Here is a 24142-nt window from a genome sequence, read left to right as displayed (position 1 = left end):
CTGCCTTCCCACCGCCATGGATCGCCCGATGCTCAAACGCCACCACTACCTGATCGCCTTGCTGGCGCTGGTCCTGGCGACGACTGCGTTGGTCTTCCTGCGCCGCGATGACCAACCCACGCCGCCGACCTTGCCTGCGCACAGTTATGCCAAGGCATTGCGCCAGGCCCATGAAGGCCTGCCAGGCGCCGCGCGGGTGCTGTACCAGCAATTGCAACGCAACGACCTCGCGCCGATTCGCCGCGCCGCACTCTACGCCGAGTTGCCCAACTACCCGTCGCCACAAGCACTGAAGCTTGCGCAGCAAGATTTGGAGCATGACGAGCCGCTGGTACGCCGGGCTGCCATCGCCGGCATTCGTCGGTTGCTGCCTGCCGCGCAGCGCAGCCTGGTGCTGGGGCCGCTGCTGGACGACGACGACCAGAGTGTGCGCTTCGCGGCGGTGGACGCCCTGCTGGGTCTGGACCCGGACGCCATCGGCCTGTATTTCGGCCCCCTGCAAGCGGCGCTGGAGCAGTACCAGCAGGCGCTGGAAAAGCAGCCCGAGGATGCCGCCGCGCAGGTGCACCTGGCTCGCCTGTATCTGCATGAAAACGACTATGACCAGGCTGCCATGGCCCTGCAACGTAGCTTGGCCGTGGCGCCGGACGGCCTCGATGCCCTGGCCACTCAGGTGCGCTTGCTCGAGCGCCAGGGACAGCATGATGAATCACGTCAGGTGCTGGCCAAGGCGCTGGCCTTGCGCCCAGACTCGGCGTTTCTGCAGTACGAGCTCGGGCGATGGCTGAACCGTCATGAACAACGCGAATACGCATTGCTGGCCCTGGCCCGCGCGGTGGAACTGGAACCCGACGACGCTGATTATCGTTATGCCCTGGCGGTGACCCTGCACGACCTGGAACAGGGCGATGCCGCGCAGAAGCAACTGGAAACCCTGCTCAACCGTCAACCGGCAAACCGGCGCGCCAGGCTGTTATTGATCAAGTACTGGAAAGAGACCGGCCAACTGCAGAACGTGCAGGTGCTGTTGGCTGAACTGGAACGACAGAACCCTGATGATCCGGTGCTTCAACAAGGTTTGTAGCAAGCTCGGAGATTGTCGTTGAACCCTTGACGATGCGCCGTGGTCCAGAGGTTATCGGACCTCAAGGCGAAAGCGCCCCCAGGCGCTGCCCATCGACACGGGAGAGTCGTTTTGGCCAGTTCATTGTCGCTGGATGAGCGCGCCCTGATCCTGGCCCCCGCCCAGCTCGGCGCGAGCACCTCGAAGCTACTGGCGACAGCCGGTATAGACTGCCTGTGCGCGCGCGATATCGACCATCTGCATGGCTGCCTGGTCGAGGGCGCAGGCTTAGCGATCATCGCCGAAAAGACACTCAAAAGTTGCAAAGATACGTTGTTGCGGGAGTTCATCAAGGATCAGCCCTGCTGGTCGGACCTGCCCATCGTGCTGCTCACCGCCCCCCGCTCCCCCCTCACCGCCCCCCTTGGGCCCCCCTTGGGAAACTTGTCCCTTTTGGGCTCACCCTTCGCCGATGAACAACTTCTGCTGTTGGCCAGGAATGCGCTGCGTAATCGTCGCCGCCAGTACTTGGCACGCGACCAGCTCCAAGCGCTGCAACAACAACTCGATTCGCGCAGCCAGACGCCGGCGTTGGCTGTGCATCAAGCACGCAAGATGGAAGCCATCGGCCAGTTGGCTGGTGGCGTGGCGCATGACTTCAACAACCTGCTGACCAGCATCGGAGGCAGTTTCGAACTGATCGACCGCCGCTTGAAGCAAGGCCGCAGCGAGGGCCTCGAAAGCGTGCTGCGGATGGGCCGGGAGGCCGTCAGCCGGGCATCCCTGCTGACCCACCGTCTACTGGCATTTTCTTCCAGACAGTCGCTGCACAGCCAGCGCATCGAACTGCGCGCCTTACTGGAGGCTCAGCGGTTGCAGGACAACTACAGCGACTCGGTCACGCTTGAGCTGCAGCTGCCGGATACACTATGGGCCGTCGAGGCGGACGGTGTGCAACTGCAGCAGGCCCTCGACAATTTGCTGCTCAACGCCTGTGAGGCCATGCCCAGCGGCGGCGCGTTGAGGATAGAGGCAAGCAACCAGCGGGTAGAAGCCGATCCCGGAAGGGGTGACAGCCTGAGTACCGGCGACTATCTGCGGCTGAGCATCATCGATGATGGCCAAGGTATGTCGCAAAGTACCCTCGAACACGCTTTCGAACCGTTCTTCAGCACCAAGCCCGTGGGCCAGGGTATCGGCCTTGGCCTTTCGATGGTGTACGGTTTCAGCAAACAGTCCCGTGGCCATGTCGCCCTGTACAGCCAGATCGGCCAGGGTACGCGGGTGGACCTTTACCTGCCACGCCATGCTGGGCCGGCGCAGACAGTGCAGGCCGTGGACCCACCGACCTCGCCCATGGAGAGCCGTGACGTGCTGGTGGTCGAGGACGACCCACATGTGCGCTGCTTGTTGTGCCAGGCACTACAGGAGGACGGGGCCAACTGCCAGAGCGCCAGCAATGCCAACGACGCGTTGAAGTTGTTGCGCTCTGCGCAAAACGTGGATTTGCTGATCAGCGACGTCGGTCTGCCTGGCATGAATGGCCGACAATTGGCCGAGATTGCTCGCACCCTCCGGCCGGGGCTGGCGGTGCTGTTCATCACTGGCTATGCCGAGACGGCCATGGCCCGCGAAGGCTTCCTGGCGCCTGGCATGCAGTTGATCAGCAAGCCGTTCGAGCTCAAGGAGCTGCAGCGACAGGTTGCCAGGATGCTGGGCAAACCTTGAGATGACTCACTCGGCCAGCAACCGTAAGGCCTGGCTGGCGAGACTCTGGAGCTCAAAAGGCTTGAGCAGCAGCGCGGTGCCCGGTTCTTCGAACAACTGGGTTTGCAATGCAGGCTCGACAAAACCCGTGATGAAAAGGACCCGCTGTTCGGGCACCAGTTGGCGCATCGCCCGTGCCAGCTGCCGACCGCTGAATCCACCCGGCAAGCCGATATCGGTGATGACCAGGTCGAAGGGGCCATCTTGGCGGAAACGCTGCAGGGCCTCGTCAGCATCGCTGGCCTGGTGAACGTCGAAGCCACACTCGTGCAGATACTCGCGCATCAGCGCGCGCAAGTTCAGCTCATCGTCCACCAGCAGCAGGCGTTGTCCGCGGGCCCGTTCCACCACCGGCGTCGGTGGGGGGGGCTCAACGGGCAGTGGTTGGTGGCAGCGCGGGAACAGCATCGAGACCCTGGCACCCTTGTCCGGTGCTGAAGTGATCCATACGTATCCGCCGGACTGGCGAACGAAACCGTAGACCATCGGCAGCCCCAGCCCAGCACCGCTACCTATGGACTTGCTGCTGAAAAACGGTTCGAAGGCACGGGCCATCTCCACCTCGGACATACCATGGCCATCGTCCTCCACGTGCACCGCTACATAATCCCCTGGCGGCAAACCCGTCTCATCGGGAAACGCGGTGGCAAGGCGCTCGTTGGCGCAGCGAATGGTCACGCAGCCACGCTCCAGGCAGGCTTCGCGAGCATTGCTGCACAGGTTGATCAAGGCCGTCTCGAACTGCGTACTGTCAAGGCAAACGGTCCAGGGTTCGATATCCAGTTGCCATTGCAGGCGCATCTCGGCACCCAGGGTCTGAAGTAACACGGGCTGAAGTGCTGACAACTGCCGGTTGAGGTTCAACGGACGGGGCTTGAGCGGTTGATTGCGGGAAAAAGCCAGCAACCGATGGGTCAGGTTCATGGCGCGCTGCACTGAATCGCGCGCCATGTCGACGTAGTCCCCCAAACGCTCCAGACGCCCTTGGTCCAAGCGTCGCTGCAACAACTCAAGGCTACCGCCGATGCCGGACAGCAAATTGTTCATCTCATGTGCCATACCGCCTGCCAGCTGGCCAACGGCTTCGAGTCGCTGACTGTTGCGTAGCAACGCCTGGGATTGGCGCATGGCCTCGTCACGATCATCGGTGATGTCGCGGCCGACCGCGGTCAACAGCGAGCCGTCGAACTTGGCGGTCCAGCGGAACCATCGGTAGTGCCCGTCCTGATGACGCAAACGGGTTTCGAACGTATCGTCGGCATTGCCAAGGATGAAGTCGACCACCGCCACCTGCACCTCGGCGCGGTCCGCCGGATGGATCAACTCAAGTACCGAACGGTCGCGTACCTGGTCTTCACTCCACCCCAGAATGCGGTACCAGGTGGGATTGGCATCCTTCAACACAAGTTCCGAGGTGACAGTCACCATCGCATCGCGCGACAGCGCCCAGAGGTGCTCGCGGTCGACCATGTATTTCTGGATTTGCGCCTGCAACACCTGCACCTGGTCCCGCCACGCTCGCTGCAACTCGGCGCCGGCCGTGGTTTCCATCACCGTGTGCAGAAAACCTGCCACCTCCCCATGGTCATCACGCACAGGGGAGTAGCAAAAGGCGAAGGAGCCCTGCTCTCCCTGGGCGCCACGACCGACCACAATGGGCTTGTCCCCGATGCAGCTCGCGTGGCCTTGCAGCGCTTTGAATACCCACGGCCCCACTTCGTCCCAGGCCTCATGCCATAGCCTGTCGAACCCTTGGCCCAAGGTATCCTGTTGCACGGGATGCAACGCCTGGTAAGCCTCGTTGTGGATGACCGTCAGGTCCGGCCCCCAGACCAAGGCGCTAGGGAATGGGGTGTTGAGCACCATGTCGACCGCAATGCGCAGCGGAGCTGGCCAACGCGGCAAGGGGCCCAAAGCAGTACGCCCCCAGTCGAAGCGCGCGATTCGCTCGGCGAGGGTGCCTGCGGCATCGGTGTCTGTCGCCTGGGGAACGCCCCGCGGACCGGGTGGGTGTGGCGTACGGTTTGCGCCCAATATGTCGATTCCACTGTGGGGTAGAAGAAAGGATTGGCTGCATCATCTGCGCGAACGAGCGCCTCTGCAAGACATCTGTAATGTTAACCATTACGCGTGCACCACACGCGCTGCGAAATGGCGCGCCCTCAGGAAGATAGCATAACGCCACCATCACAATGGCGTGAGCGAAAACCCCAGCTATGCTGATTAGGCCTCACCTGCCGCCTGTTGCTTTATTCCTTCGCTGCCAATGGAGCCTGGTCATGAGTAAGAAGATTCTGGTTGTGCTGACCAATACAGCCAAGTACCCGACACTCAAGCGAGCGACCGGACTGTGGCTGGGGGAGGCAGTGCACTTCGTCGAAAAAGTGCAACAGGCCGGCTATGCCGTGGACTACGTGAGCCCCAGCGGCGGCTATGTGCCGATCGACCCTCACAGCCTGCAACTGGCCCCAGACCTAGACTGGCAGTGGTACAACGACAAGACGTTCATGAACCGGCTAGGCGCTTCGCTGCAGCCCGGGCAGGTCAAGGCCGATGAGTACAAGGTCATCTATTACACGGGGGGACATGGGGTCATGTATGACTTCCCCGACAACCCGGCGCTGCAGGACCTTGCGCGTCGAATCTACGAAAACCAAGGCATCGTTGCCGCCGTCTGCCACGGTGTCGTGGGCTTGCTGAACATAAAACTCAGTGACAACAGCCTGTTGCTGAAAGATCGGCAAGTCACCGGATTTTCAAATATTGAAGAGAAACTGGCCGAGCTCGATGCCGTGGTGCCCTTCCTGACCGAGAACGAACTGACAGCGCGGGGCGGTCAGTACCTGAAACACGACGACCCTTGGCAGCCCTTCGTGGTTGAAGATGGCCGGCTCATTACAGGTCAGAACCCCGCCTCCACGGGTGCGCTGGCGGAAAAGGTACTGGCAAAGCTCAAGGTGCGATGAACCTTACAGCGATTTCCCCCTGATCCCTACCTACGCATCGCCTGCGGATTACAGCCTGAGTAACACAGCTTACTTAGGCTCACCCTTCGTTTGCTCATGCGGCAGACCTACGAGGGGGAAATGCAGGCTATGGCGAAACTCACACAGATCGGCCGCATCATGCTGGCACCGATGCTGGCCTTGACCACCAGCCTGATGCCGGTTGCCAGTGGGCTGGTGGTGATGTTCTACCAACTGGAGCGCAAGCTCGAAGAAAACGCGCGAGTTTCCGTTCAGGAAGCCGTCTACGCGATCGATGGCGCATTGGATCGGTTGCACGCGTCGGCAGAACTGGTTTTGCCTTTGGCTGGCAAACCCTGTTCGCAAGCCCAAGAGAAGCTGGTGGGCCTGCTGCAGGGAGGGCAACGCCTTCAATCGCTGGTGCTGGCGCAGGAGGGCAAGGGCTATTGCTCGTCGATGGATGACGCGCTGTTGTACGACAGCCTGTTCATCGACCAAGACCACCCTGCAATGCTCGTCTTCGACCCGCCCACTGCGCCTAACGCAGTGTTGGTCGTGTATCAGCTGAGGCAGGACAACCTGCGTGTCTACGCATCAGCCTATGGCATGGAACTCCGTAACGAGCTGCGCGGCTTCCAGGATGGCCTGACGCTGCTCCTTGAATTTGGCGAGGACTATATCTGGAGTCATGGCGACAGCCGCGACGCTGATCGGCCTTCCCAATCGGAGTTCTTTGAAACGGCTCACTCCGAGAAGTACGGCTATACCGTCAAAGGCGGCTATGAAACAGGGTTTACCGCTCGAGAAGCCCGCCAGTCGTTGTTGCAGACGATGCCGTCAATCGCCCTGGTCGGGATACTGACAGGCTCGATCGTCTACTGGGGGATGGTAAGGGTGCGTCGCAAGGCGTTGGGTGCCACCGCCATCAGGTCATGACGGCAGCACCCCTGTGTCGTCAATCGACGTTCAGGACACCGCGGCGCACCTGGTCGCGTTCGATGGATTCGAACAGGGCCTTGAAGTTGCCTTCACCAAAGCCGTCATCACCTTTGCGCTGGATGAACTCGAAGAATACTGGCCCCAGCAGGGTCTCCGAGAAAATCTGCAGCAACAGGCGCTTGTCGCCCGCTTCGGACGCGCCGTCGAGCAAAATGCCGCGAGCCTGTAGCTCGGCCACGGGCTCACCGTGGCCTGGCAGCCGCTCTTCGAGCATCTCGTAGTAGGTCTGCGGCGGTGCGGTCATGAAGCGCATGCCGAAGCCCTTGAGGGCGTCCCAGGTCTTTAGCAGGTCGTCCGTGAGGAAGGCCACATGCTGGATACCCTCGCCGTTGAACTGCATCAGGAACTCTTCGATCTGCCCTGCACCTTTGGACGACTCTTCATTGAGCGGGATACGGATCATGCCATCGGGCGCGGTCATGGCGCGCGAGGTCAGACCGGTGTATTCGCCCTTGATGTCGAAGTAGCGAATCTCGCGGAAGTTGAACAGCTTCTCGTAGAAGCCGGCCCAGTAAGCCATACGCCCGCGATAGACGTTGTGGGTCAGGTGGTCGATGATCTTCAGGCCAGCACCGACGGGGTTGCGATCCACGCCGTCGATGAAATTGAAGTCAATATCGTAGATCGAACTGCCTTCCTCGAAACGGTCGATCAGGTACAGCGGTGCCCCCCCGATGCCTTTGATTGCCGGCAGGCGCAGCTCCATCGGTCCGGTCTCGATTTCGACCGGCTGAGCGCCCAGCTCCAGGGCCCGGGCGTAGGCTTCATGGGAATTGCGAACACGAAATGCCATGCCGCACACCGACGGGCCATGCTCGGCTGCGAAGTACGATGCGATGCTTTTCGGTTCGTTGTTCAAAATCAGGTTGATGCCACCCTGACGGTACAGGTGCACATCCTTGGAGCGGTGGGTCGCCACCTTGGTGAAACCGAGCATCTGGAATACCGGCTCCAGCACCCCCGGCGTCGGCGACGCCAGCTCGATGAACTCGAAGCCCATCAGGCCCATTGGATTGTCGAAGATATCAGCCATGTTCGTGTCCTCATCTGCAGCGAAAAATGATCAATTGCCTGTGATGCGGAACGTAGATGGTGGGGAGCACGGGATACCCCGCACGCTGCGGGCGAGGAAGTCACCAATGATCAGCTTGAACCCATGGTATGTCATATGGACCCATTCTCGGCGGGCTGGATCCTCCGTAGGCGAAGGACCTTATTGTTGTATTCGTAAACCGATTCTACATTGCGTAAATACCTTTGTCGCGCTTTAGTTCGCGCTGCACGCCGACGAGCGGCTATCCTGTGCAGGTCTTCCTTTACAAGATTAGGTCAGCATGCCCCTCACGGTTAAACGCCCCGCCCGCTGGAGTTGGCGAGCACTGCTCCCCTGGCTCATTGGCGTATTGCCACTGGCGTGCGGGCTGGTGGTCATCGACTGGCAAACCCAACGCGAGCTGCGCGCCAACAGCCTGGCCACCACGAGCCAGGTGGTGACCCATGTCGAGCGCATTCTCGACAACCTCTCTGGAGCCGCCCAGGCCTTGCTGCCACTGGCCGGCAGCCCATGCGAGCAGATCAAGCTCAACCTGCGCGGCCAGGTAACCCGCAACGCGTTCGTGCGCTCGACCAACCTGTTCCAGCACAACAGCCTGTACTGCACCTCATTGTTCGGCGAGTTCGACGAGCCAGTCGATGCCCGCGATTACACCGAGGGTAAACTGTGGCTGATGGACGGCAATTCGGTGACTCCCGGTCATCCATTGCTGGTGTACCGTGCCAGCGAAGGTGACCGGGGCGCCATCACCACGGTCGATGGTGAACACCTGCTTACGGCGCTGCGCCTGATCGGCCCAGATGAAGTATTGCAGATCCGTGTCGGCGATAAATGGATGGGCAAGGACGGCGTGGTACGCCAGGGCATGCCCCCCGTTGCGCCCATCGCCAGTGTCGAACGAAGCTCCACCCGTTATCCCTTCAGCATCCACGGCGGTTATGAGGCAGGCAAGCAAGGCGCGGTGCTGCGCAGTCATTACCCGGCGCTGCTCAGCCTGTTGCTGTTCATCGGCGCGGTGGCCGGGGTTGCATGTCATTGGCAGATCCGCCGTGCCTCGTCGCCGCGCAATGAACTAAGGCGCGCCCTGGAGGCCGACGAGTTCCTGCCGTACTTCCAGCCGGTGGTGCGCAAGGGTGACTATCGCTGGGCGGGGGCCGAGGTGCTGATGCGCTGGAACCATCCTCGCGAAGGACTGGTGCGCCCCGACCTGTTCATTCCATATGCCGAACACAGCGGCCAGATCGTCGCCATGACCCGCGCCCTGATGGTGCACACGGCACAGACCCTGGCACCCTACTGCTCGCTGATCGAAGACGGATTCCACATCGGCATCAACATTACCGCCGACCATTGCCGCGACCTCGGCTTGCTCGACGACTGTCGAACTTTCCTCCAGCACTTCCCGCCCGGCCGAGTGATCCTGACTCTGGAATTGACCGAGCGCAAACTGATCGAGCCCACACCCGTCACCCTGGAGTTGTTCGAGAAACTTCATGAAATGGGGGTGATGATCGCCCTGGACGACTTCGGTACCGGCCAATCGAGCCTCAACTACCTGCGGCAGTTCCAGGTCGACTACCTGAAGATCGATCAGAGTTTCGTTGCCATGATCGGTGGCGATGCCCTGTCCCAGCATATCCTCGACAGCATTATCGAACTGTCGGGCAAGCTGGGCCTGGGCATCGTCGCCGAGGGTGTGGAAACCACTGCCCAACGGGACTACCTGGCACACCACCAGGTGGATTTCCAGCAGGGCTACCTGTTCGCCAAGCCCATGCCGGCGGCGCAGTTTCTCCAGGCACTGGCGGCCCGCCCAGGCATCACGCAGTTGCCGCAGGGCGCGCCCCCTGAGATCATGCGCGGCTGATCCAGCGGCTTAACTCCCCCTATTTCGAGGCATTCGTGTCAAAAGGCATTCTCTCGTCGGTCATGGCGTCCTGTCTGTTCGCTGTGATGTACTTCTATACCTCTTTGCTCTCACCGCTCGACGGCGAAGAAATCTTCGGCTGGCGCACGCTGTTGACCCTTCCCTGCCTTACCCTGTTCATACTGCTGACCAAGGACATCAAGCTGGTCGGCGGGCTGCTTGGCCGAGTGCGGCAGAATCCGCTGCTGTTGCTGGGCATGGTTGGCACGTCCTGGTTGATGGGCGTGCAGTTGTGGCTGTTTCTCTGGGCTCCTCTGCACGGGCGTAGCCTGGAAGTGTCGATGGGGTACTTCCTGCTGCCCCTGGCGATGGTGGTGACCGGGCGCATGGTGTACGGCGAACGGCTGTCCCGCCTGCAGAAAGTGGCAGTGGCCTGCGCCGCGCTGGGCGTGGGGCACGAGTTGTACCAGAATGGCAGCTTCGCCTGGGAAACCTTGCTGGTGACCCTCGGTTACCCGATCTACTTCGTGCTGCGTCGCCGCTGTCGCACCGACCACCTGGGCGGGCTTTGGTGCGACATGTGCCTGCTGCTGCCGTGGGCCGTGTATTTTGTGACCCAAGGCCCCCTGAGCGCCAACGACCTGCTGCAGCACCCTGCCCTATACGGTCTGATTCCGTTATTGGGAGCGATCAGTGCCTGCGCCCTGATCGCCTACGTGCTTGCCAGCCGGCTGCTTCCGTTCAGCCTGTTTGGCCTGCTCAGCTATGTGGAACCCGTTTTGCTGGTAGGTGTAGCGTTGCTGCTGGGCGAGACCATCGGCCCAGACCAGTGGCTGACCTACCTGCCGATCTGGGCCGCGGTGTTGGTGCTGGTGCTCGAAGGAATCAAGCACCTGCTACGCCAACGTCGTCGTCCGGTTTAAGGCGCACCTGGCGCACCCGGCGCTCCTCCACCGCCACCACCGTCATGACCCAGCCATTCCAGGCCAGACGGTCACCGACCACCGGCAAGCGGTCCAGCAAGCTCATGACCAGGCCCGCGAGGGTCTGGTAGTCCTCGGTGGCACGGGCGCTGAAGCCGGTTCGCGCCTGCACCTGGCTCAGGTTCAGGGCGCCGTTGACCACGAAACCATCGCTGTCTTCGACTACGCCTGGGCCCTCGACTTCGCTGGCATCGGGCAGCTCGCCTGCAATCGACTCGAGGATGTCGGTCATAGTCAGCAGACCGGTGAAATCACCGAACTCGTTGACCACGAACGCGATGTGGGTCGACTGGCTGCGCATCTGCTCCAACGCGTTAAGGATGCTGAAACTCTCCAGCAGGTTCAGCGGCGCCCGTGCCATGCGTTCGAGGTCGAACTGGCTGCCTGACAACAGCTCCTTGAGCAGTTCCTTCTTGTGCACGAAGCCCAGCGGCTCGTCGATCCGGCCATCGCGAATCAACGGCAGACGCGAATACGGAGAATGGGCCAGCGCCTGGGTAATGGCTTGGGCCGGTTGCGCCAGGTCGATGGCATCAACTTGGGTACGCACCGTCATCACTGTGCGAATCGGCCGTTCGGCCAGGTTCAGCACACCACTGATCATGACCCGCTCGCGACGGTCGAACAGCACTTGCTCCTCGCCACCTTCGACCAGGTCGGCAATTTCTTCGCCCACCTCGTCAGCTTCCACCCGTCGCCCGCCCAACAGGCGCAGCACGGCATGGGCGGTGCGGTCACGCAGCGGTCGGTGCTGTTGCAGGCTGCGCTTGCGACGGGCCCGGGCCAACTGGTTGAACAGCTCGATCAGCAGCGAGAAGCCAATGGCCGCGTACAGGTAGCCTTTGGGGATATGGAAGCCCAGGCCTTCGGCGGTCAGGCTGAAGCCGATCATCATCAAAAAGCCCAGGCACAGCATGATCACCGTGGGGTGGGCGTTGACGAAGCGGGTCAACGGCTTGCTGGCCACGATCATGATGCCGATCGAGAAGATCACCGCGATCATCATCACCGACAGGTGTTCGACCATACCCACGGCGGTGATCACGGCGTCCAGCGAGAACACCGCATCAAGCACCACGATCTGCGCCACGATAGGCCAGAACGCGGCATGGCGTGCCACCCCGCTGCTCTGGGCCACGTGCCCTTCCAGCCGTTCGTGCAGCTCCATGGTGGCCTTGAACAGCAGGAACACACCACCGAACAGCATGATCAGGTCACGGCCGGAGAAGCTCTTGCCGAATACCTCGAACAGCGGCGCGGTGAGAGTGACCATCCACGAGATACTGGCCAACAGGCCCAGGCGCATGATCAAGGCCAGGCTCAGGCCAATCACCCGCGCGCGATCGCGCTGATGGGGTGGCAGCTTGTCGGCCAGAATGGCGATGAACACCAGGTTGTCGATACCCAGCACCAGCTCGAGGACGATAAGCGTCAGCAGGCCCAGCCAGGCCGTGGGGTCGGCTAGCCATTCCATTAGCGGGTACTCACGGGGAAAGCGTCACAAGGACGGGGGAAGGATGGCCAGGAAGGCCGGAGACTGGGGGGCTCCGCGAAGGTGCTCATACGTACCTTGATCAAGAAATAGGAAGGTGATCCTACAATCACCGTGGGTTCTTTCGACAGCGCAAAAATATTACAAAAGCTGTAACCGCCGCTGTGAGGGACTTTTCTTCAATACATCGCCCACCTACCAGGCCAGGATCGTGGCATCTTCCACACGAGGAAATGCACCCATGACTCTCGCGCTTTCCATGGCCGCCTTTGCGCTGGCAGCTTCCATTTCACCGGGCCCGGTAAACATCGTTGCCCTGGGCAGCGGTGCCCGCCATGGTCTGCGGGCCAGTCTGGGCCACGTGGCAGGCGCCACGCTCGGGTTCTGTGCACTGTTGCTGCTGGTCGGGCTCGGGGTGCACGAACTCCTTGCGCGCTGGCCCATGGTTGGTGTGCTGTTGCATTGGGGGGGCGTAGCATTCTTGCTGTACATGGCATGGAAGCTGGCCCTGGATGACGGTCAGCTGAACAGTGCACTGCACCACAGTGCCCCCACTGCCTGGCATGGCGCAGTCATGCAATGGCTCAACCCGAAGGCCTGGCTGGCGGCGGTGGCCGGGGTCGGTGCCTACACCGGTGGCGAGCAGCACTTGCTGTGGTTGTTCACTTGGATCTACGGGCCGATCTGTTTCGTGTCGGTGGCCGGCTGGGCCTGGGCCGGCAGTGTGATTCGACGGTATCTGGGTAACCCACGGCGAGTGCGGGTGTTCAATCGAGGGTTGGCGGCGTTGCTGGTGGCCAGTGCGGGGTATCTGGTCATTTAATGGAAGATCGGCGCACAAGATCCGATCTGCACGCGTCGACTTTTCCTACAGTGCGGATCGAATTTGCCTGGCATCTAGTCAGGTAACCCCACTCATACCCTTTGGCCTTCTCGGATTTCCCGGGGTAATCCCCCGGCTAGGAAGGCCTGCCAAATGCCCCAAGGTTCCCCCGGATCCGCGCTGTCCGAGCGCGAGGTCCAGATCGCCATCGCCCCGCTGGAAACCCTGCTGCGCGAAGACCTCGGTGCCGCTGCCGCCGCCGTCGACCAGTGGCTGCAGGACATCAGCTGCGGTCTGCTCGACCTGCAATCGGTGCGTTATCACCTCGAAGCCTCGGTGCCGGTTGTGGCCAACGCCTTCGCCCTGGTGGATGCGCTGCTCGATATCGCCGAGCTGGTACGAAATCCCAGCAACGATCCGCTGCAATGGGTCAGCCTGGGCATCAACCTGATTGGCGTGGTGCCGGTTCCGCTCGGCCTGGCACGGGCGCGCATGGTGCTGCGGCCGGTGCTGCACCTGACCCGGCAGAAGCTGCGGCGCAACCCCCGGGCCAACTTGGGCGCGGTGTTCCTGGAAATCCTCGAAGGCCACCTGCACGCCAACCTTCGCGGTGAGCTGGAGCACTACGTCGACGGCGCCCTGGAGCAATTGCCTGCCATGCTCGAAGCCGCCGGCCAGACCGCCAGCCAACTGTTCGGTGGGCTGGCCGGGCTGCTCAAGGACGCCGCTAGCGGCAACCTCGACGCCGAGGTCAATCATGCCCGGGCCCGCCAGCAACTGGCCCAGGTGGCGCTGTACGACTCCATGTTTGAAGTCGACGCCTGGACCCTGGCCGCCGCGGCCCTCGCCAATGCTGGAGAAGGCCTGCTCAAGAGCGCCTACAACGGCGTTGCGCGACAGTTCGACGAAGCCTTGCCGAAACTGCTGCAGCCCCTGATCGATACCCTTGAGCGCCTGGCCGCCCGTGTTCCGCGCTTCCTCGACACGCTGGGCCAGGCCGAGCGCGAACAGAGCATCGCCTGGTTGCTGCAACGCCTGCTGCAGACCGTGCGCGCCCACCCGCCCCAGCGAGGGATGGCGGCGGCGGTCAAGGCCGACACCACCCGGCAGGCCCGTCACGTGCTCAGCGAGGGGCACAACGAGTCGCTGTCCCGGCAGGCCCCGGTGCGCCAGGCGCCCAATCCCCGCAAGAACGGCCCATGCCCGTGCACGGCGCACAGCATTGGCTATGCACTGGGTAACGAGCTGCTGTCGCACACCGACTTCAGCCTGTCCGGCCCGTTCCCGGTCACGTGGACTCGCACCTACAACTCGCGCCTCGACAAGCTGGACAACGGCATCCTCGGCGCCCGCTGGATCACCGAGTTCACCACCTGCATCGACGTGGTCGACAAAGGCCTGCTGTTCCACGACATGGACGGACGCAGCCATGCCTTCGCGCTGCCGAAAAAGGGCAAGCCGCAGTATGACGCAGTCGAGTACTTCACCTGGGTGCGCACCGGTGAGCAGCAACTGGTGCTGCTGCGCGGCCTGGGCCGCCGGGAAACCTATGCCCGTCACGGTGACCGCTTCTACCTGACCCATATCCAGCTGCGCAGTGGCGCGGGGGCGATGCTGCATTACGAGCATCGTCACCACGACCAGCCGGTGCTGTCGGACATCAACACCTACTTCGACAACGACCCAAACAAGGTCCACCTGCAACTGGGCACCCTGCTCGACGATCACGGCCACATTCAAGGCTTGTGGCAGGTGGTCGACGGCAAGCCGCTGCGTCAGCTGTGCGGGTATCACTACGATGGCCAGGGCGACCTGATCGGCGCCCAGGATGAAAACGGCGCCGCCTGGCACTACCGCTACCGCCATCACCTGATCACCCGTTACACCGATCGCACCGCGCGCGGCTTCAACCTGGAGTGGGACGGCAGCGGCCCCCATGCCAAGGCCATTCGCGAGTGGGCCGACGATGGCAGCTTCGAAACCCGCCTGGCATGGGACACGCGCATCCGCCTGACCTACGTCACCGACGCCCAGGGTCAGGAAACCTGGCATTACTACGATGCCCAAGGCTACACCTACCGGATCAAGCACCCGGACGGCAACTCCGAATGGCTGTTCCGCGACGCACGCAAGAACGTCATCCGCCACGTCCATGCCGACGGCAGCCAGGACCGTTACGCCTACGATGAGCGCAGCAATCTGCTGCAGCACATCCGCCCCGATCACAGCGTCGAGCACTATGCCTACGACGACCACGACCAACTGATCAAGATTCGCGATGCCGAAGGCGGGCTGTGGCTGCGCGATTACGACGCGCGCGGCAACCTGGTCGAGACCACCGATCCGCTGGGCAACAAGACCGAGTTTGCCTATACCCCGGCGGGCTTGGTCAAGGCGATCAAGGACGCCAACGGCAACGAAAAGACACTCGCCTACAACGACGCCGGGCAATTGCTGGCGTACACCGACTGCTCAGGCAAGACCAGTGTTTGGGCCTACAACGCCTTCGGCCAGTTGATCGAGTTCGCCGATGCACTAGGCAACAAAACCGCCTATGAGTACAAGACCGGTCAGTTGTCCAAGGTCTCCCACCCTGACAAGACCGAAGAGCGTTTCGACTACGACGCCGAAGGTCGCTTGCTGGCTCACTCCGATGGCCTTGATCGTTGCACCACCTGGTCCTACACCGCGGCCGGCCTGCTGGCCGAACGTGTCGACGCCAACGAGCACACCCTGCGCTACCGCTGGGACAAGCTCGGACGCCTGATCGGCCTGGAGAACGAAAACGAAAGCAAGGCGACGTTCTTCTACGATCCAGTAGGTCGTTTGCTCCAGGAAACTGGATTCGATGGTCTGGTGACCCGCTACCAATACGACCCGTATTCCGGTCGCCTGGCCTCCACCCAGGTCGGCCAACGCCGCCTCGACCTGCGCTTCGACCGCATGAACCGGCTGGTCGAACGCACCGCACGCCTGGGCGATAAGAGCCAGACCGAGACCTTCGCCTACGACGGCAACGGCAAGCTGATCCAGGCGATCAACGCGGCCAGCAAGCTGCAGTGGTTCCACGACGCAGCCGGCAACCTGACCCGCGAGCACCAGCACTACCTGATGACGGGTGCGCCGATGGTTGCGGTCTGGCAGCACACCTACGACGCCCTCAACCAGCGCATCTCGACCCTCCGCCCGGACGGCCACAAAGTCAGCTGGCTCACCTACGGCAGCGGCCACCTGCTGGGCATGACCCTCGACCACCACGAAATGCTCGCCTACGAGCGCGACGACCTGCACCGCGAAGTGGTTCGGCATCAGGGCAACCAGCTGATGCAGACTCAGGCCTGGGACCCGGTCGGGCGTTTGCAGGAGCAGTGGCTCGGCAGCCACGACAGCCAATCCACGCTGCTCAAGCGTCAGTACCGCTACGACGCCGCCGGCCAGCTCACCAACATCCACGACACCCGTCGTGGGCCGCTGGAGTACCAGTACGACCCCGTCGGGCGCCTGCTCAAAGCCACCAGCCGCCTGGGCATCGAAACCTTCGCCTTCGACCCCGCCGGCAACCTGTTGGACCAGAAGACCCAAGAGCTGAACCGCCCACTGGAAGCCGACCCACGTCGCAACAAGCTGATGGACAACCTGCTGCGCGAGTACGCCGGCACCCACTACAAGTACGACGAACGCGGCAACTTGGTGCACCGCTTACAAAACGGCGCGCACGCCCACTTCACCTGGGACCTGTTCGACCGGTTGGCCAGCTACAGCGACGACAAGCTCAAGGTCGACTTCGCCTACGACGCCCTGGGTCGACGTCTGTACAAGAACGCGGTCGCACATTACTGGGATAGGCCGGAAGCGGGTACCGGCTGGAACCAGATGCAGCGGGCCAAGCGCCAACGTGATCTCGGCTGTGGCTTCACCCTGTTCGGCTGGGACGGCGACACCCTGGCCTGGGAAAGCTCACCGCCAAGGGACGATGGCGATACCGGGCGTACCGTGCATTATCTGTATGAACCGGGCAGTTTCGTGCCGGTGGCCCAGGCCCTGCGCAAGCGCCCGATCGTGCTGCACAGGCAGCCGGATTGGCGTCAACGGGAGTACGACTTCGATCAGGATCCGTTGTGGCAGACGACGATGCCGCCGCAGGCGTTCGATGCGATTGCCTGGTACCACTGTGACCACCTCGGCACGCCGATGGAGCTGACCGATCCGCACGGCAACGTTGCCTGGGCGGGGCAGTACAAGGCGTGGGGAGAGGTGCGGGAGGAGCGTTCGGAGTGGGCCAAGCAGCATGGGTTGGGTAACCCGATTCGCTTCCAAGGGCAGTATCACGATCACGAGACGGGGCTGCATTACAATCGACATCGGTATTATGATACTCGGGGTGCTCGATTCATTTGTAAAGACCCCATTAGCTATGCCGGGGGGCTAAATCAATATGTATATGCTCCAAACCCTACAAGTTGGATTGATCAACTAGGATTAGCAAAAGAAAGTTGCTGCGGCCCAAAAGCGACAGATGTGGTCGATCAAACTGCCGGTTCAATAAAGAATGTTAATCCGGGTTATCCAGAGGCAGGTCGAACTCATAACTGTGTCAATTGCTCTATTACTACTGATGCGACACTGGCGGGAAATCCTGCATCTGCATTGCCAATCAACCATACGAAAGGTGTTCCATTGAGTATACTGGAAAAGCAATTCAGCTCTAAATTTGGCCCTGTAATAGCGCCTGAGAATATTGCGCAACAAATGGCAAGCTCCGGCAATGGTGCTCGGGGTATCGTGTTTGGTTCTTATGGGCCGGGTCAGCCAGGGCATGTGTTCAATGTGATTAATCAGAACGGTGTTGTTAGATTCCTTGATGGGCAGACCGGGAAGCCAGCAAACCTTAGTAATTTCAAAACACTGCAGCTATTGAGGACAAATTGATGGTCACTTATGCGTATGCCTTGGAGTTGGCGAAGAAATATCTAAAGGACTCCGAAGTTCCTTTGCAAATTACATATGAGGGAGAATTTTCCGAGGGATGGTATTTCTGCTACCAATCAAAAGAATTTTTGGAAACAGGTGAGCTGTCAACTCAGCTCGCAGGGAATGCCCCGTTTTTAATTGATAGGCAGTCTGGTGAGCTTCATGTTCTTGGAACAGCAAAGCCCATAGATAGCTATTTGAATGACTATATAAAAGAGAAGTCCTTGAAATCGAAGTGATTTAATGGTGCAAAAGACGCAGGTGAAATTGCTGGTTCCGCAAAAAACTTCTCAATTGCTGATCGCGTATTTGGCCAGCTCAACGATCCTCGAATGGGTCAGCTTGCAGGAAAGCTTGATGCCGATGCTTTGCGGAAACTTGCCAATAACCCCAGCGCTACTCGGTTTATGGACGCAAGGACAGGGCATATCAATGTAATTAAAGAAATTGAAGGGAAGGTGATTCGAATTACTGCGCCAAGAGACGAGATGAAAATTATTTCCGCTGGACCAATTAGACATAATCAAGTTAAAAACTTATTAGGCAAAGGCGATTTTATACCGTTACCTTGAGTTCGCGGAGGGCTTATGGCGTCAATTCATATTGAGGAAATTCAAAAAATCTTGTCTGAGCAAGGCAATAAAGATGCCTTGCCAAATCAAGCAAATGGGGAGGGCTATTTTCTAGAGATTAGATTTGACAGCCCTACTCGTAAGGCATCCGGAATGGTTGATAATGAGTTCAAGGACAGGGTAATAACCCTAGATTGTCCGTACGGTACGGTCATTATTTTGTGCGATGGCAAGGGGCAGCTGAAATCAATTGAGTTCAGTTGACTGTACAGTGGTAGCACTCTCCCAGCACCGGCCTTGCGCCGGTGTTGTTTTATCTGCGTTAGTTTTTCTTCTTAGCTACCCGCTTGGTTGTTGCTGCTTGTCCCCATAATTCGCGACGCCTGGTATTTGAGAATCATCCCATCAAGTAGTGCCTTGATAACTGACTTCTCGGCTTCGGGCATATGACTAATGGCCTCGAAACGCAGGCGCAAGTCGTCGGATGGCCCGCGTTCCCCTTCTGCAAACACCAAATCATCCAGACTGACGTGCAGAGCCTGAGCAAGCCGGATCAGGGCTTCTAAGGTTGGTTGAGCCGTCCCTGTCTCATAACGCCGAATCTGATTAACGTGCACTGACGCGGTGTCAGCCAGAGTTTGCTGGGTGAGATCGGCGGCTTTGCGCAACTGAATCAGGCGTGTGGGGAAATGCATGGGTAGGAACCAGATCGTTTCGGACTCCATAACTGTGTGCCCTGTCTCTGATAAGGTTTGACTTTGACACAGTGTAAGGTATCAAAATAAAACCTCAAACAAGCGCTGACGTATTTTGGAGAAACCCCGATGGCCCGCATCCCCGAAGCCGAACTGGAACGCCTTAAGCGTGAGGTGTCGCTGGTTCGGCTGATCCAGTCGCAGGGCCATGAGCTGAAAAAGCGTGGCAAGGATTGGGTGCACTGCGTGTTCCATGACGAAAGCACTCCCAGCCTGTCGGGCCAAGCAGCATGGCCTGAGTAACCCGATTCGCTTCCAGGGGCAGTACCACGATCATGAGACTGGGCTGCATTACAACCGTTATCGGTACTATGACTCAAAGGGCTCTCGCTTTACAAGCCAAGATCCAATAGGGTTGAGCGGTGGACTGAATTTATATGTTTATGTTCCAAGCTCTACACAATGGATTGATCCGCTGGGTTTGTCTGGATGCGTTTGCAAACTGACTGAAACTTCCACTAGCGTGATCAATCAACAAAGACTGAATCGATACTACACTCAGCATGAGAAGTACGGCAGTGCTGGAGCAAAAGAGTTAGAGAATGGGCGTTATCGTTTTTATGGAGAGTTGAAGTCGCTTAGGACTCCAGGCGAAATGAAAGGTGCTAGATTGGTACGAGAATGGGATCCTAACACCGATGAACGAATAACCTGGTATGAAACGGTAGATCACTACAACAATATACGAAGCGTTGCGCCGAAACCGATAACGCACGAAAAAAAATCACCACATATTGGAAGCAAGCGGTAAGTATATCGGCAGGAGGTAGACTTGAATATTGAACCAACTCGCAGCGACATGATAAATAAAATAAAACTTGTGATTGATGGGGTCGAATCACGCAGCGAAGTGGCGAGATGGGCTTTCGCCATCTACGAGGATGACGATTTAAGGATAGCGGACAAGGTTGTACTTAAGTATTTAGAATTGCTGGGCGCTTTAGATCTTCATGGTGTAGACAGGGAGTATCTATACACCGAAGAAGATTTAAATCACTGGTTAAATAGCATAAAAACTGAAGATATCCCTTAGGGAGACACTGCATAAATAGCCAGCCGCCCCTACCCTTGGCACACTGAGCCCCCTCAACCAGCCTCCTCCGTGAGCTTTGTTACGCGCATGCAAAAGACCTTCTCCGAACTCGAATACACCGGCAAGAAAAAGCAGACTCGCCGAGATCGCTTCCTGGCGGACCTTGAACAGCTGGTGCCCTGGGCACAAATGGAGGCGCAAGTGGCGCCGTTCTATAGCGACACCACAGGCAAGCGTGGACGCCCTGCGATTGGGTTGTCGCGCATGCTGCGCATGTATGTCGTGCAGCAGTGTTTCGGTTTCTCCGATGAAGGTACCGAAGATGCCGTCTACGACAGCCAGGCCATTCGTGGTTTCATCGGCATCGACCTGGGCCGTGAGTCGGCACCGGATGCCACCACCTTGTTGCGGTTTCGCCGCTTGCTGGAAACCCATCAGCTAACGCGGGTGCTGTTTGAAACGATTAACCAGCATCTGGCCAGCCGGGGTCTGCTGCTCAAGGAAGGCACTATCGTCGACGCGACCCTGATCGCCGCGCCGCCCTCGGTCAAGAACCGAGAAGGCAAGCGTGATCCTGAGATGCGTCAGGCCAAGAAAGGCAATCAATGGCACTTCGGGATGAAGGCCCACGTTGGTGTCGACGCCACATCGGGACTCGTGCACAGCGTGGTAGGGACTGCCGCCAACGTGGCGGATGTCACCCAGGTCGATCAGTTGCTGCACGGCGCCGAAACCTATGTTTCGGGTGACGCTGGATACACTGGTGCGGCCAAGCGACCGGAGCATGCTGAACGGGACGTTATCTGGTCGATTGCAGCACGGCCAAGCAGTTACAAACATCACGGCAAAGACAGCGTGCTGTACCGAGTCAAGCGCAAAATCGAATACGCCAAGGCGCAGCTGCGTGCCAAGATCGAGCATCCCTTCCAGGTGATCAAGGTGCGCTTCAATCATCGCAAGGTTCGCTACCGTGGACTGGAAAAGAATACGGCGCAGTTGTTCAGTCTGTTGGGGTTGGCCAATCTGGTACTGGCCAAGCGGTATTTGCAACGGACGGCGGGATAAGTCCGTCCGAAACGCGGGGCTGGCCCGCTAATCAGCAAAATCAGGGTAGAAATCGGCCCAAGAAACGCAGAATAAGGCCGGTAGGTTGAAAAACCGGCTTGAAAATGGGGACGGTGAGAATTGGCTAATTGTTCAGCGCCTCCCTAAAGCAGGGCGATTTATTAGCAAAGACCCAATAAGCTACAGAGGCGGAATTAACTTATTTGCGTATACGGCCAATCCGGTCCTCTGGGTTGACCCATTAGGGTTAGCAAAAAATAAGTATAAAGTTCGCCGCCCGCCTGAGGATGCCCATGATCCCCATGGTTCTAAATCCCCGGGAAAGCCTGGAAAGGCAGAAGGCTTTTGTGAATGCAAGTTTGGAGAGACTTGGGCAAAACTTGATGATGGGCGTGGATAAGGATGGCTCGACAAATATGATAACGTTTGGGTTCCTACAGGTCCTGAGGGTCCTGGATCAAAGGCTCATGGTGGGCCACACTGGGATGTACAAAAACCTAAAGGCGAATACGAGAATGTCTATCCAGGTGGGAGACGAAGATAAATGAACATATTAATAAAGCTCCCAAGTTTTTTCTCCAACTTGGATGAAGTTCGCTTTTTTGAAGGTATCACCTCTAATCCCGCCATAGTCGATATCCGCGGAACCGGGAAAGGGCTGAGTATAAAAATAGACAGGCGAAAACTCTCAAAAGAGAATGCGCGAGAACTTATTTCAATACTTTTCAGGTACGGCGTTAACTTGACACCGCTTGCGGCGATCGCCAATGGGAATCGCCATGCCTGGATAAAAGATAGTGATTATTACTGGCACGAATCCATGTTTGCAAATAAACAGTCCGGTGATTTCATGGACAAGCATAAGGGGAAAACTGGAAGCGTGATGCTCATGAAGAACATGAAATGTAAGGGGTAATCCATTGATTAGGGCCGCGGACGAGTTTAAATGCATATTCGATTCCGCCCAAGGCGAAGAGCGCGAACGTGTAAAAGAGGAGGCAGACGATGATGTTTGGCTAGAGGTGGTAGAGAAATATCCAGATCTAGGGTCTGTATGAAAAGTCTTGAGACGAAGGTCAGCCAAGGCGAAAACAGCCGAGGAAGCGGAGTTTACGGGTTGTAAATGAGCACTCCGAGGCTGTTTTCAACACAGCATCACCGAGTTTCAAGGCTTTTCGTACAGAGCCTAGAGGTTGAAGTATTGAACAACCATACTATTTCCAGTGTAGTGTTGTAAGCGCTCCATAAACCCCACCCAACCAAAGATGGGCAGCGCACCTAGGCTCTGTCTGAAATCCCAAGAAACTGAAATGTGGCCCCCGGAACAGCCGGGGTTCTGTACAGTCGCCGGCCATCTGCGGAAAGGAATTCTGTGATGGCAAAGCGTTATGAACTCTCGGATGAGGCGTGGGCAGTGGTCGCCGATCTCTTTACGGCAGCCCACGTCAGGGGCAGGCCCCGCAGCAGTGATCGCTTGATGCTCGATGGTGTGCTCTGGGTGCTGTGCTCGGGAGCAGCCTGGCGAGATATGCCCGAGCGCTTCGGGTCTTGGGCGACGGTCTATCACCGCTTCCGGGTCTGGCGAAACCGCGGAACATTCGATCAGATGCTCAGACGATTGCACCTCAGACTCAATGACAAAGGCTTGATCGATCCCCACACCTGGATGATCGATTCGACCGCTGTTCGAGCAACCCGTGCTTCATCTGGAGCGCCGCGGTATATGGCTACAACGATGCACCAGCTGTCAGCCATCAGGGCAGAAAATCCTGCTGGGACGACAAAGGGGGACACCGGACTATCGCGCAAATAGGGCGCAAGATTTCGATGCGATTGCCTGGTACCACTGTCATCACCTCGGCAGGCCGGCTGCATTAAAATCGGTACCGACACCATGATCCGACAACGTGTCGTTTAACCAGTCAAGACCCTATCAGCCTGCTCACAACCCACTTCAAGCATCACGATAATGCCCAGGCGTCGCCGCCAGATGTTGCTTGAACACCCGTTGCAGATGCGCCTGGTCCGCAAACCCAGCCTCCACTGCCACCTCGGCGATCGCCCTGCCCTGGCGTAATTGCGCCCGGGCATGCTGAACCCGCTGATCAACCAGGTATCCATGGGGCGTAAGGCCGAAGCGTTGTCGGAATGCGCGGATCAGATAGGCCCGCGACAGCCCGGCAGCGGCACAGATATCTTCAAGGCTCAGTGGGTCGGTGCGGTGCGCACGAATGAAGGCAGCGGCCGTCTCTAGACGCGGATGGCCTGACGCGCTGACGCGCGTAGGTGCCCCAAGATAACCTGGCAGGTCTGTAAAAAACGTCGCCAGCAGCGCCTCACGCTGGGGCTCAGCGTCGTCGAACAAGCTGGCAAACACCTGCAACAGCCGGCCGTACAGCCTCGGCGACGTGCTACAGGTGTGCCCAGGCAGTTCGAACCCCAGCGTCTGCAACCACGGCAGGTCGACGAACAGCATCAGGTAAGACCATGCCTCCCCTTCGATCGGGTTGCAGGTGTGCACCACGCCAGGGTTCATCAGCACCGTGGTACCGGCGCTGACTTCGACCTGAGTGTCACCGGTCAGGTAACGGCTACGCCCGCCAGTGATCACACCGATGGAAAAGCTCTCATGGGAATGGGCGGCGTAACACACCTTGCGCCCATCCCCTACCCGCCGGGCTTCGACGAAAGGCAAGGTTGGATCCCGCCAAAACCGCGACACCTCGATCATC

General features: G+C 59.2%; 22 protein-coding genes and 1 pseudogene. 18 read left to right on the top strand and 5 right to left on the bottom strand.

Annotated features, from left to right (window positions below):
* The first annotated feature begins 28 nt into the window (after window positions 1-28).
* A complete protein-coding gene (locus P3R38_RS11650; RefSeq protein ID WP_277687160.1) occupies window positions 29-1084 on the top strand; it encodes a tetratricopeptide repeat protein in 1056 nt (351 codons plus the stop codon).
* 111 nt (window positions 1085-1195) lie between these two features.
* Window positions 1196-2791 (top strand): response regulator, encoded by a 1596-nt coding sequence (locus tag P3R38_RS11645; protein ID WP_277687159.1) that lies wholly within the window; start codon window positions 1196-1198, stop codon window positions 2789-2791.
* A gap of 6 nt (window positions 2792-2797) precedes the next feature.
* Here the strand turns inward: P3R38_RS11645 and P3R38_RS11640 are convergent, their stop codons facing one another.
* Entirely contained in the window at window positions 2798-4774 is a 1977-nt protein-coding gene (locus tag P3R38_RS11640) for an ATP-binding protein (protein ID WP_252189442.1), read from the bottom strand.
* A gap of 335 nt (window positions 4775-5109) precedes the next feature.
* Between P3R38_RS11640 and P3R38_RS11635 the strand changes: the two genes are divergently transcribed.
* Together P3R38_RS11635 and P3R38_RS11630 are read left to right on the top strand one after the other, a co-directional pair.
* The gene (locus P3R38_RS11635) at window positions 5110-5796 is read left to right on the top strand and encodes a type 1 glutamine amidotransferase domain-containing protein (protein WP_023380408.1); all 687 of its coding nucleotides are present in this window, start codon (window positions 5110-5112) and stop codon (window positions 5794-5796) included.
* A gap of 96 nt (window positions 5797-5892) precedes the next feature.
* Complete coding sequence (locus P3R38_RS11630) at window positions 5893-6732, top strand: CSS-motif domain-containing protein (protein ID WP_238346517.1); 840 nt, start codon at window positions 5893-5895, stop codon at window positions 6730-6732.
* A 19-nt stretch (window positions 6733-6751) separates the two neighbouring features.
* Here P3R38_RS11630 and hppD read toward each other — a convergent pair whose 3' ends face one another.
* Window positions 6752-7828, bottom strand: coding sequence for a 4-hydroxyphenylpyruvate dioxygenase (gene hppD / locus P3R38_RS11625; RefSeq protein ID WP_023380406.1), 1077 nt, complete (start codon window positions 7826-7828; stop codon window positions 6752-6754).
* 301 nt (window positions 7829-8129) lie between these two features.
* Here hppD and P3R38_RS11620 point away from each other — a divergent pair, with 301 nt between their 5' ends.
* Together P3R38_RS11620 and rarD are read left to right on the top strand one after the other, a co-directional pair.
* Window positions 8130-9716 (top strand): EAL domain-containing protein, encoded by a 1587-nt coding sequence (locus P3R38_RS11620; RefSeq protein WP_027907767.1) that lies wholly within the window; start codon window positions 8130-8132, stop codon window positions 9714-9716.
* A 35-nt stretch (window positions 9717-9751) separates the two neighbouring features.
* Complete coding sequence (gene rarD, locus P3R38_RS11615; protein WP_277687158.1) at window positions 9752-10639, top strand: EamA family transporter RarD; 888 nt, start codon at window positions 9752-9754, stop codon at window positions 10637-10639.
* On the opposite strand, the gene P3R38_RS11610 is transcribed toward rarD, so the two are convergent.
* Window positions 10602-12173 carry a TerC family protein gene (locus tag P3R38_RS11610; protein WP_023380403.1) on the bottom strand — a complete coding sequence of 524 codons (1572 nt, stop codon included), beginning with the start codon at window positions 12171-12173 and terminating at the stop codon, window positions 10602-10604. The genes rarD and P3R38_RS11610 overlap by 38 nt on opposite strands.
* Window positions 12174-12432: 259 nt before the next feature.
* On the opposite strand from P3R38_RS11610, the gene P3R38_RS11605 reads away from it, so the two are divergent.
* From P3R38_RS11605 to P3R38_RS11585, 5 genes are all read left to right on the top strand, one after another.
* Window positions 12433-13014 (top strand): LysE family translocator, encoded by a 582-nt coding sequence (locus tag P3R38_RS11605; protein WP_027907766.1) that lies wholly within the window; start codon window positions 12433-12435, stop codon window positions 13012-13014.
* A 153-nt stretch (window positions 13015-13167) separates the two neighbouring features.
* Window positions 13168-17943 (top strand): RHS repeat-associated core domain-containing protein, encoded by a 4776-nt coding sequence (locus P3R38_RS11600; RefSeq protein ID WP_277687157.1) that lies wholly within the window; start codon window positions 13168-13170, stop codon window positions 17941-17943.
* Window positions 17943-18224 carry a YrhB domain-containing protein gene (locus tag P3R38_RS11595; RefSeq protein ID WP_023380400.1) on the top strand — a complete coding sequence of 94 codons (282 nt, stop codon included), beginning with the start codon at window positions 17943-17945 and terminating at the stop codon, window positions 18222-18224. The genes P3R38_RS11600 and P3R38_RS11595 overlap by 1 nt, the downstream gene beginning before the upstream one ends.
* Window positions 18225-18317: 93 nt before the next feature.
* Window positions 18318-18557, top strand: a complete 240-nt coding sequence (locus tag P3R38_RS11590) for a hypothetical protein (RefSeq protein ID WP_155950806.1) — start codon at window positions 18318-18320, stop codon at window positions 18555-18557.
* A gap of 15 nt (window positions 18558-18572) precedes the next feature.
* Window positions 18573-18821, top strand: a complete 249-nt coding sequence (locus P3R38_RS11585; RefSeq protein ID WP_023380398.1) for a hypothetical protein — start codon at window positions 18573-18575, stop codon at window positions 18819-18821.
* Window positions 18822-18892: 71 nt separating this feature from the next.
* On the opposite strand, the gene P3R38_RS11580 is transcribed toward P3R38_RS11585, so the two are convergent.
* A complete protein-coding gene (locus P3R38_RS11580; RefSeq protein WP_049818826.1) occupies window positions 18893-19252 on the bottom strand; it encodes a helix-turn-helix transcriptional regulator in 360 nt (119 codons plus the stop codon).
* A gap of 129 nt (window positions 19253-19381) precedes the next feature.
* Between P3R38_RS11580 and P3R38_RS11575 the strand changes: the two genes are divergently transcribed.
* The 7 genes and pseudogenes from P3R38_RS11575 to P3R38_RS11545 form a co-directional block, all read left to right on the top strand.
* A complete protein-coding gene (locus P3R38_RS11575) occupies window positions 19382-19555 on the top strand; it encodes a CHC2 zinc finger domain-containing protein (protein WP_023380396.1) in 174 nt (57 codons plus the stop codon).
* Window positions 19506-20063 carry an RHS repeat-associated core domain-containing protein gene (locus P3R38_RS11570; RefSeq protein ID WP_277687156.1) on the top strand — a complete coding sequence of 186 codons (558 nt, stop codon included), beginning with the start codon at window positions 19506-19508 and terminating at the stop codon, window positions 20061-20063. Before P3R38_RS11575 ends, P3R38_RS11570 begins: the two co-directional genes overlap by 50 nt.
* A gap of 21 nt (window positions 20064-20084) precedes the next feature.
* Window positions 20085-20345 (top strand): hypothetical protein, encoded by a 261-nt coding sequence (locus tag P3R38_RS11565; protein ID WP_023378997.1) that lies wholly within the window; start codon window positions 20085-20087, stop codon window positions 20343-20345.
* 87 nt (window positions 20346-20432) lie between these two features.
* Window positions 20433-21410 (top strand): IS5 family transposase, encoded by a 978-nt coding sequence (locus tag P3R38_RS11560; RefSeq protein ID WP_277687155.1) that lies wholly within the window; start codon window positions 20433-20435, stop codon window positions 21408-21410.
* Window positions 21411-21495: 85 nt separating this feature from the next.
* Complete coding sequence (locus P3R38_RS11555) at window positions 21496-21810, top strand: RHS repeat-associated core domain-containing protein (protein WP_277687154.1); 315 nt, start codon at window positions 21496-21498, stop codon at window positions 21808-21810.
* A gap of 144 nt (window positions 21811-21954) precedes the next feature.
* Window positions 21955-22326 (top strand): hypothetical protein, encoded by a 372-nt coding sequence (locus P3R38_RS11550; protein ID WP_104883331.1) that lies wholly within the window; start codon window positions 21955-21957, stop codon window positions 22324-22326.
* Between the two features lie 459 nt (window positions 22327-22785).
* Window positions 22786-23220, top strand: a pseudogene (locus P3R38_RS11545) (IS5 family transposase); the annotation flags it as partial.
* Window positions 23221-23364: 144 nt separating this feature from the next.
* On the opposite strand, the gene P3R38_RS11540 reads toward P3R38_RS11545, so the two are convergent.
* On the bottom strand, window positions 23365-24141 hold the full coding sequence (locus tag P3R38_RS11540; RefSeq protein WP_023380387.1) for an AraC family transcriptional regulator: 777 nt from the start codon (window positions 24139-24141) through the stop codon (window positions 23365-23367).
* Window position 24142 lies beyond the last annotated feature (1 nt).

The sequence above is a fragment of the Pseudomonas sp. NyZ480 genome (genome assembly GCF_029537255.1).
Classification (GTDB): Bacteria; Pseudomonadota; Gammaproteobacteria; order Pseudomonadales; family Pseudomonadaceae; genus Aquipseudomonas; species Aquipseudomonas taiwanensis.
This window is presented reverse-complemented; position numbering and strand designations above follow the sequence as displayed.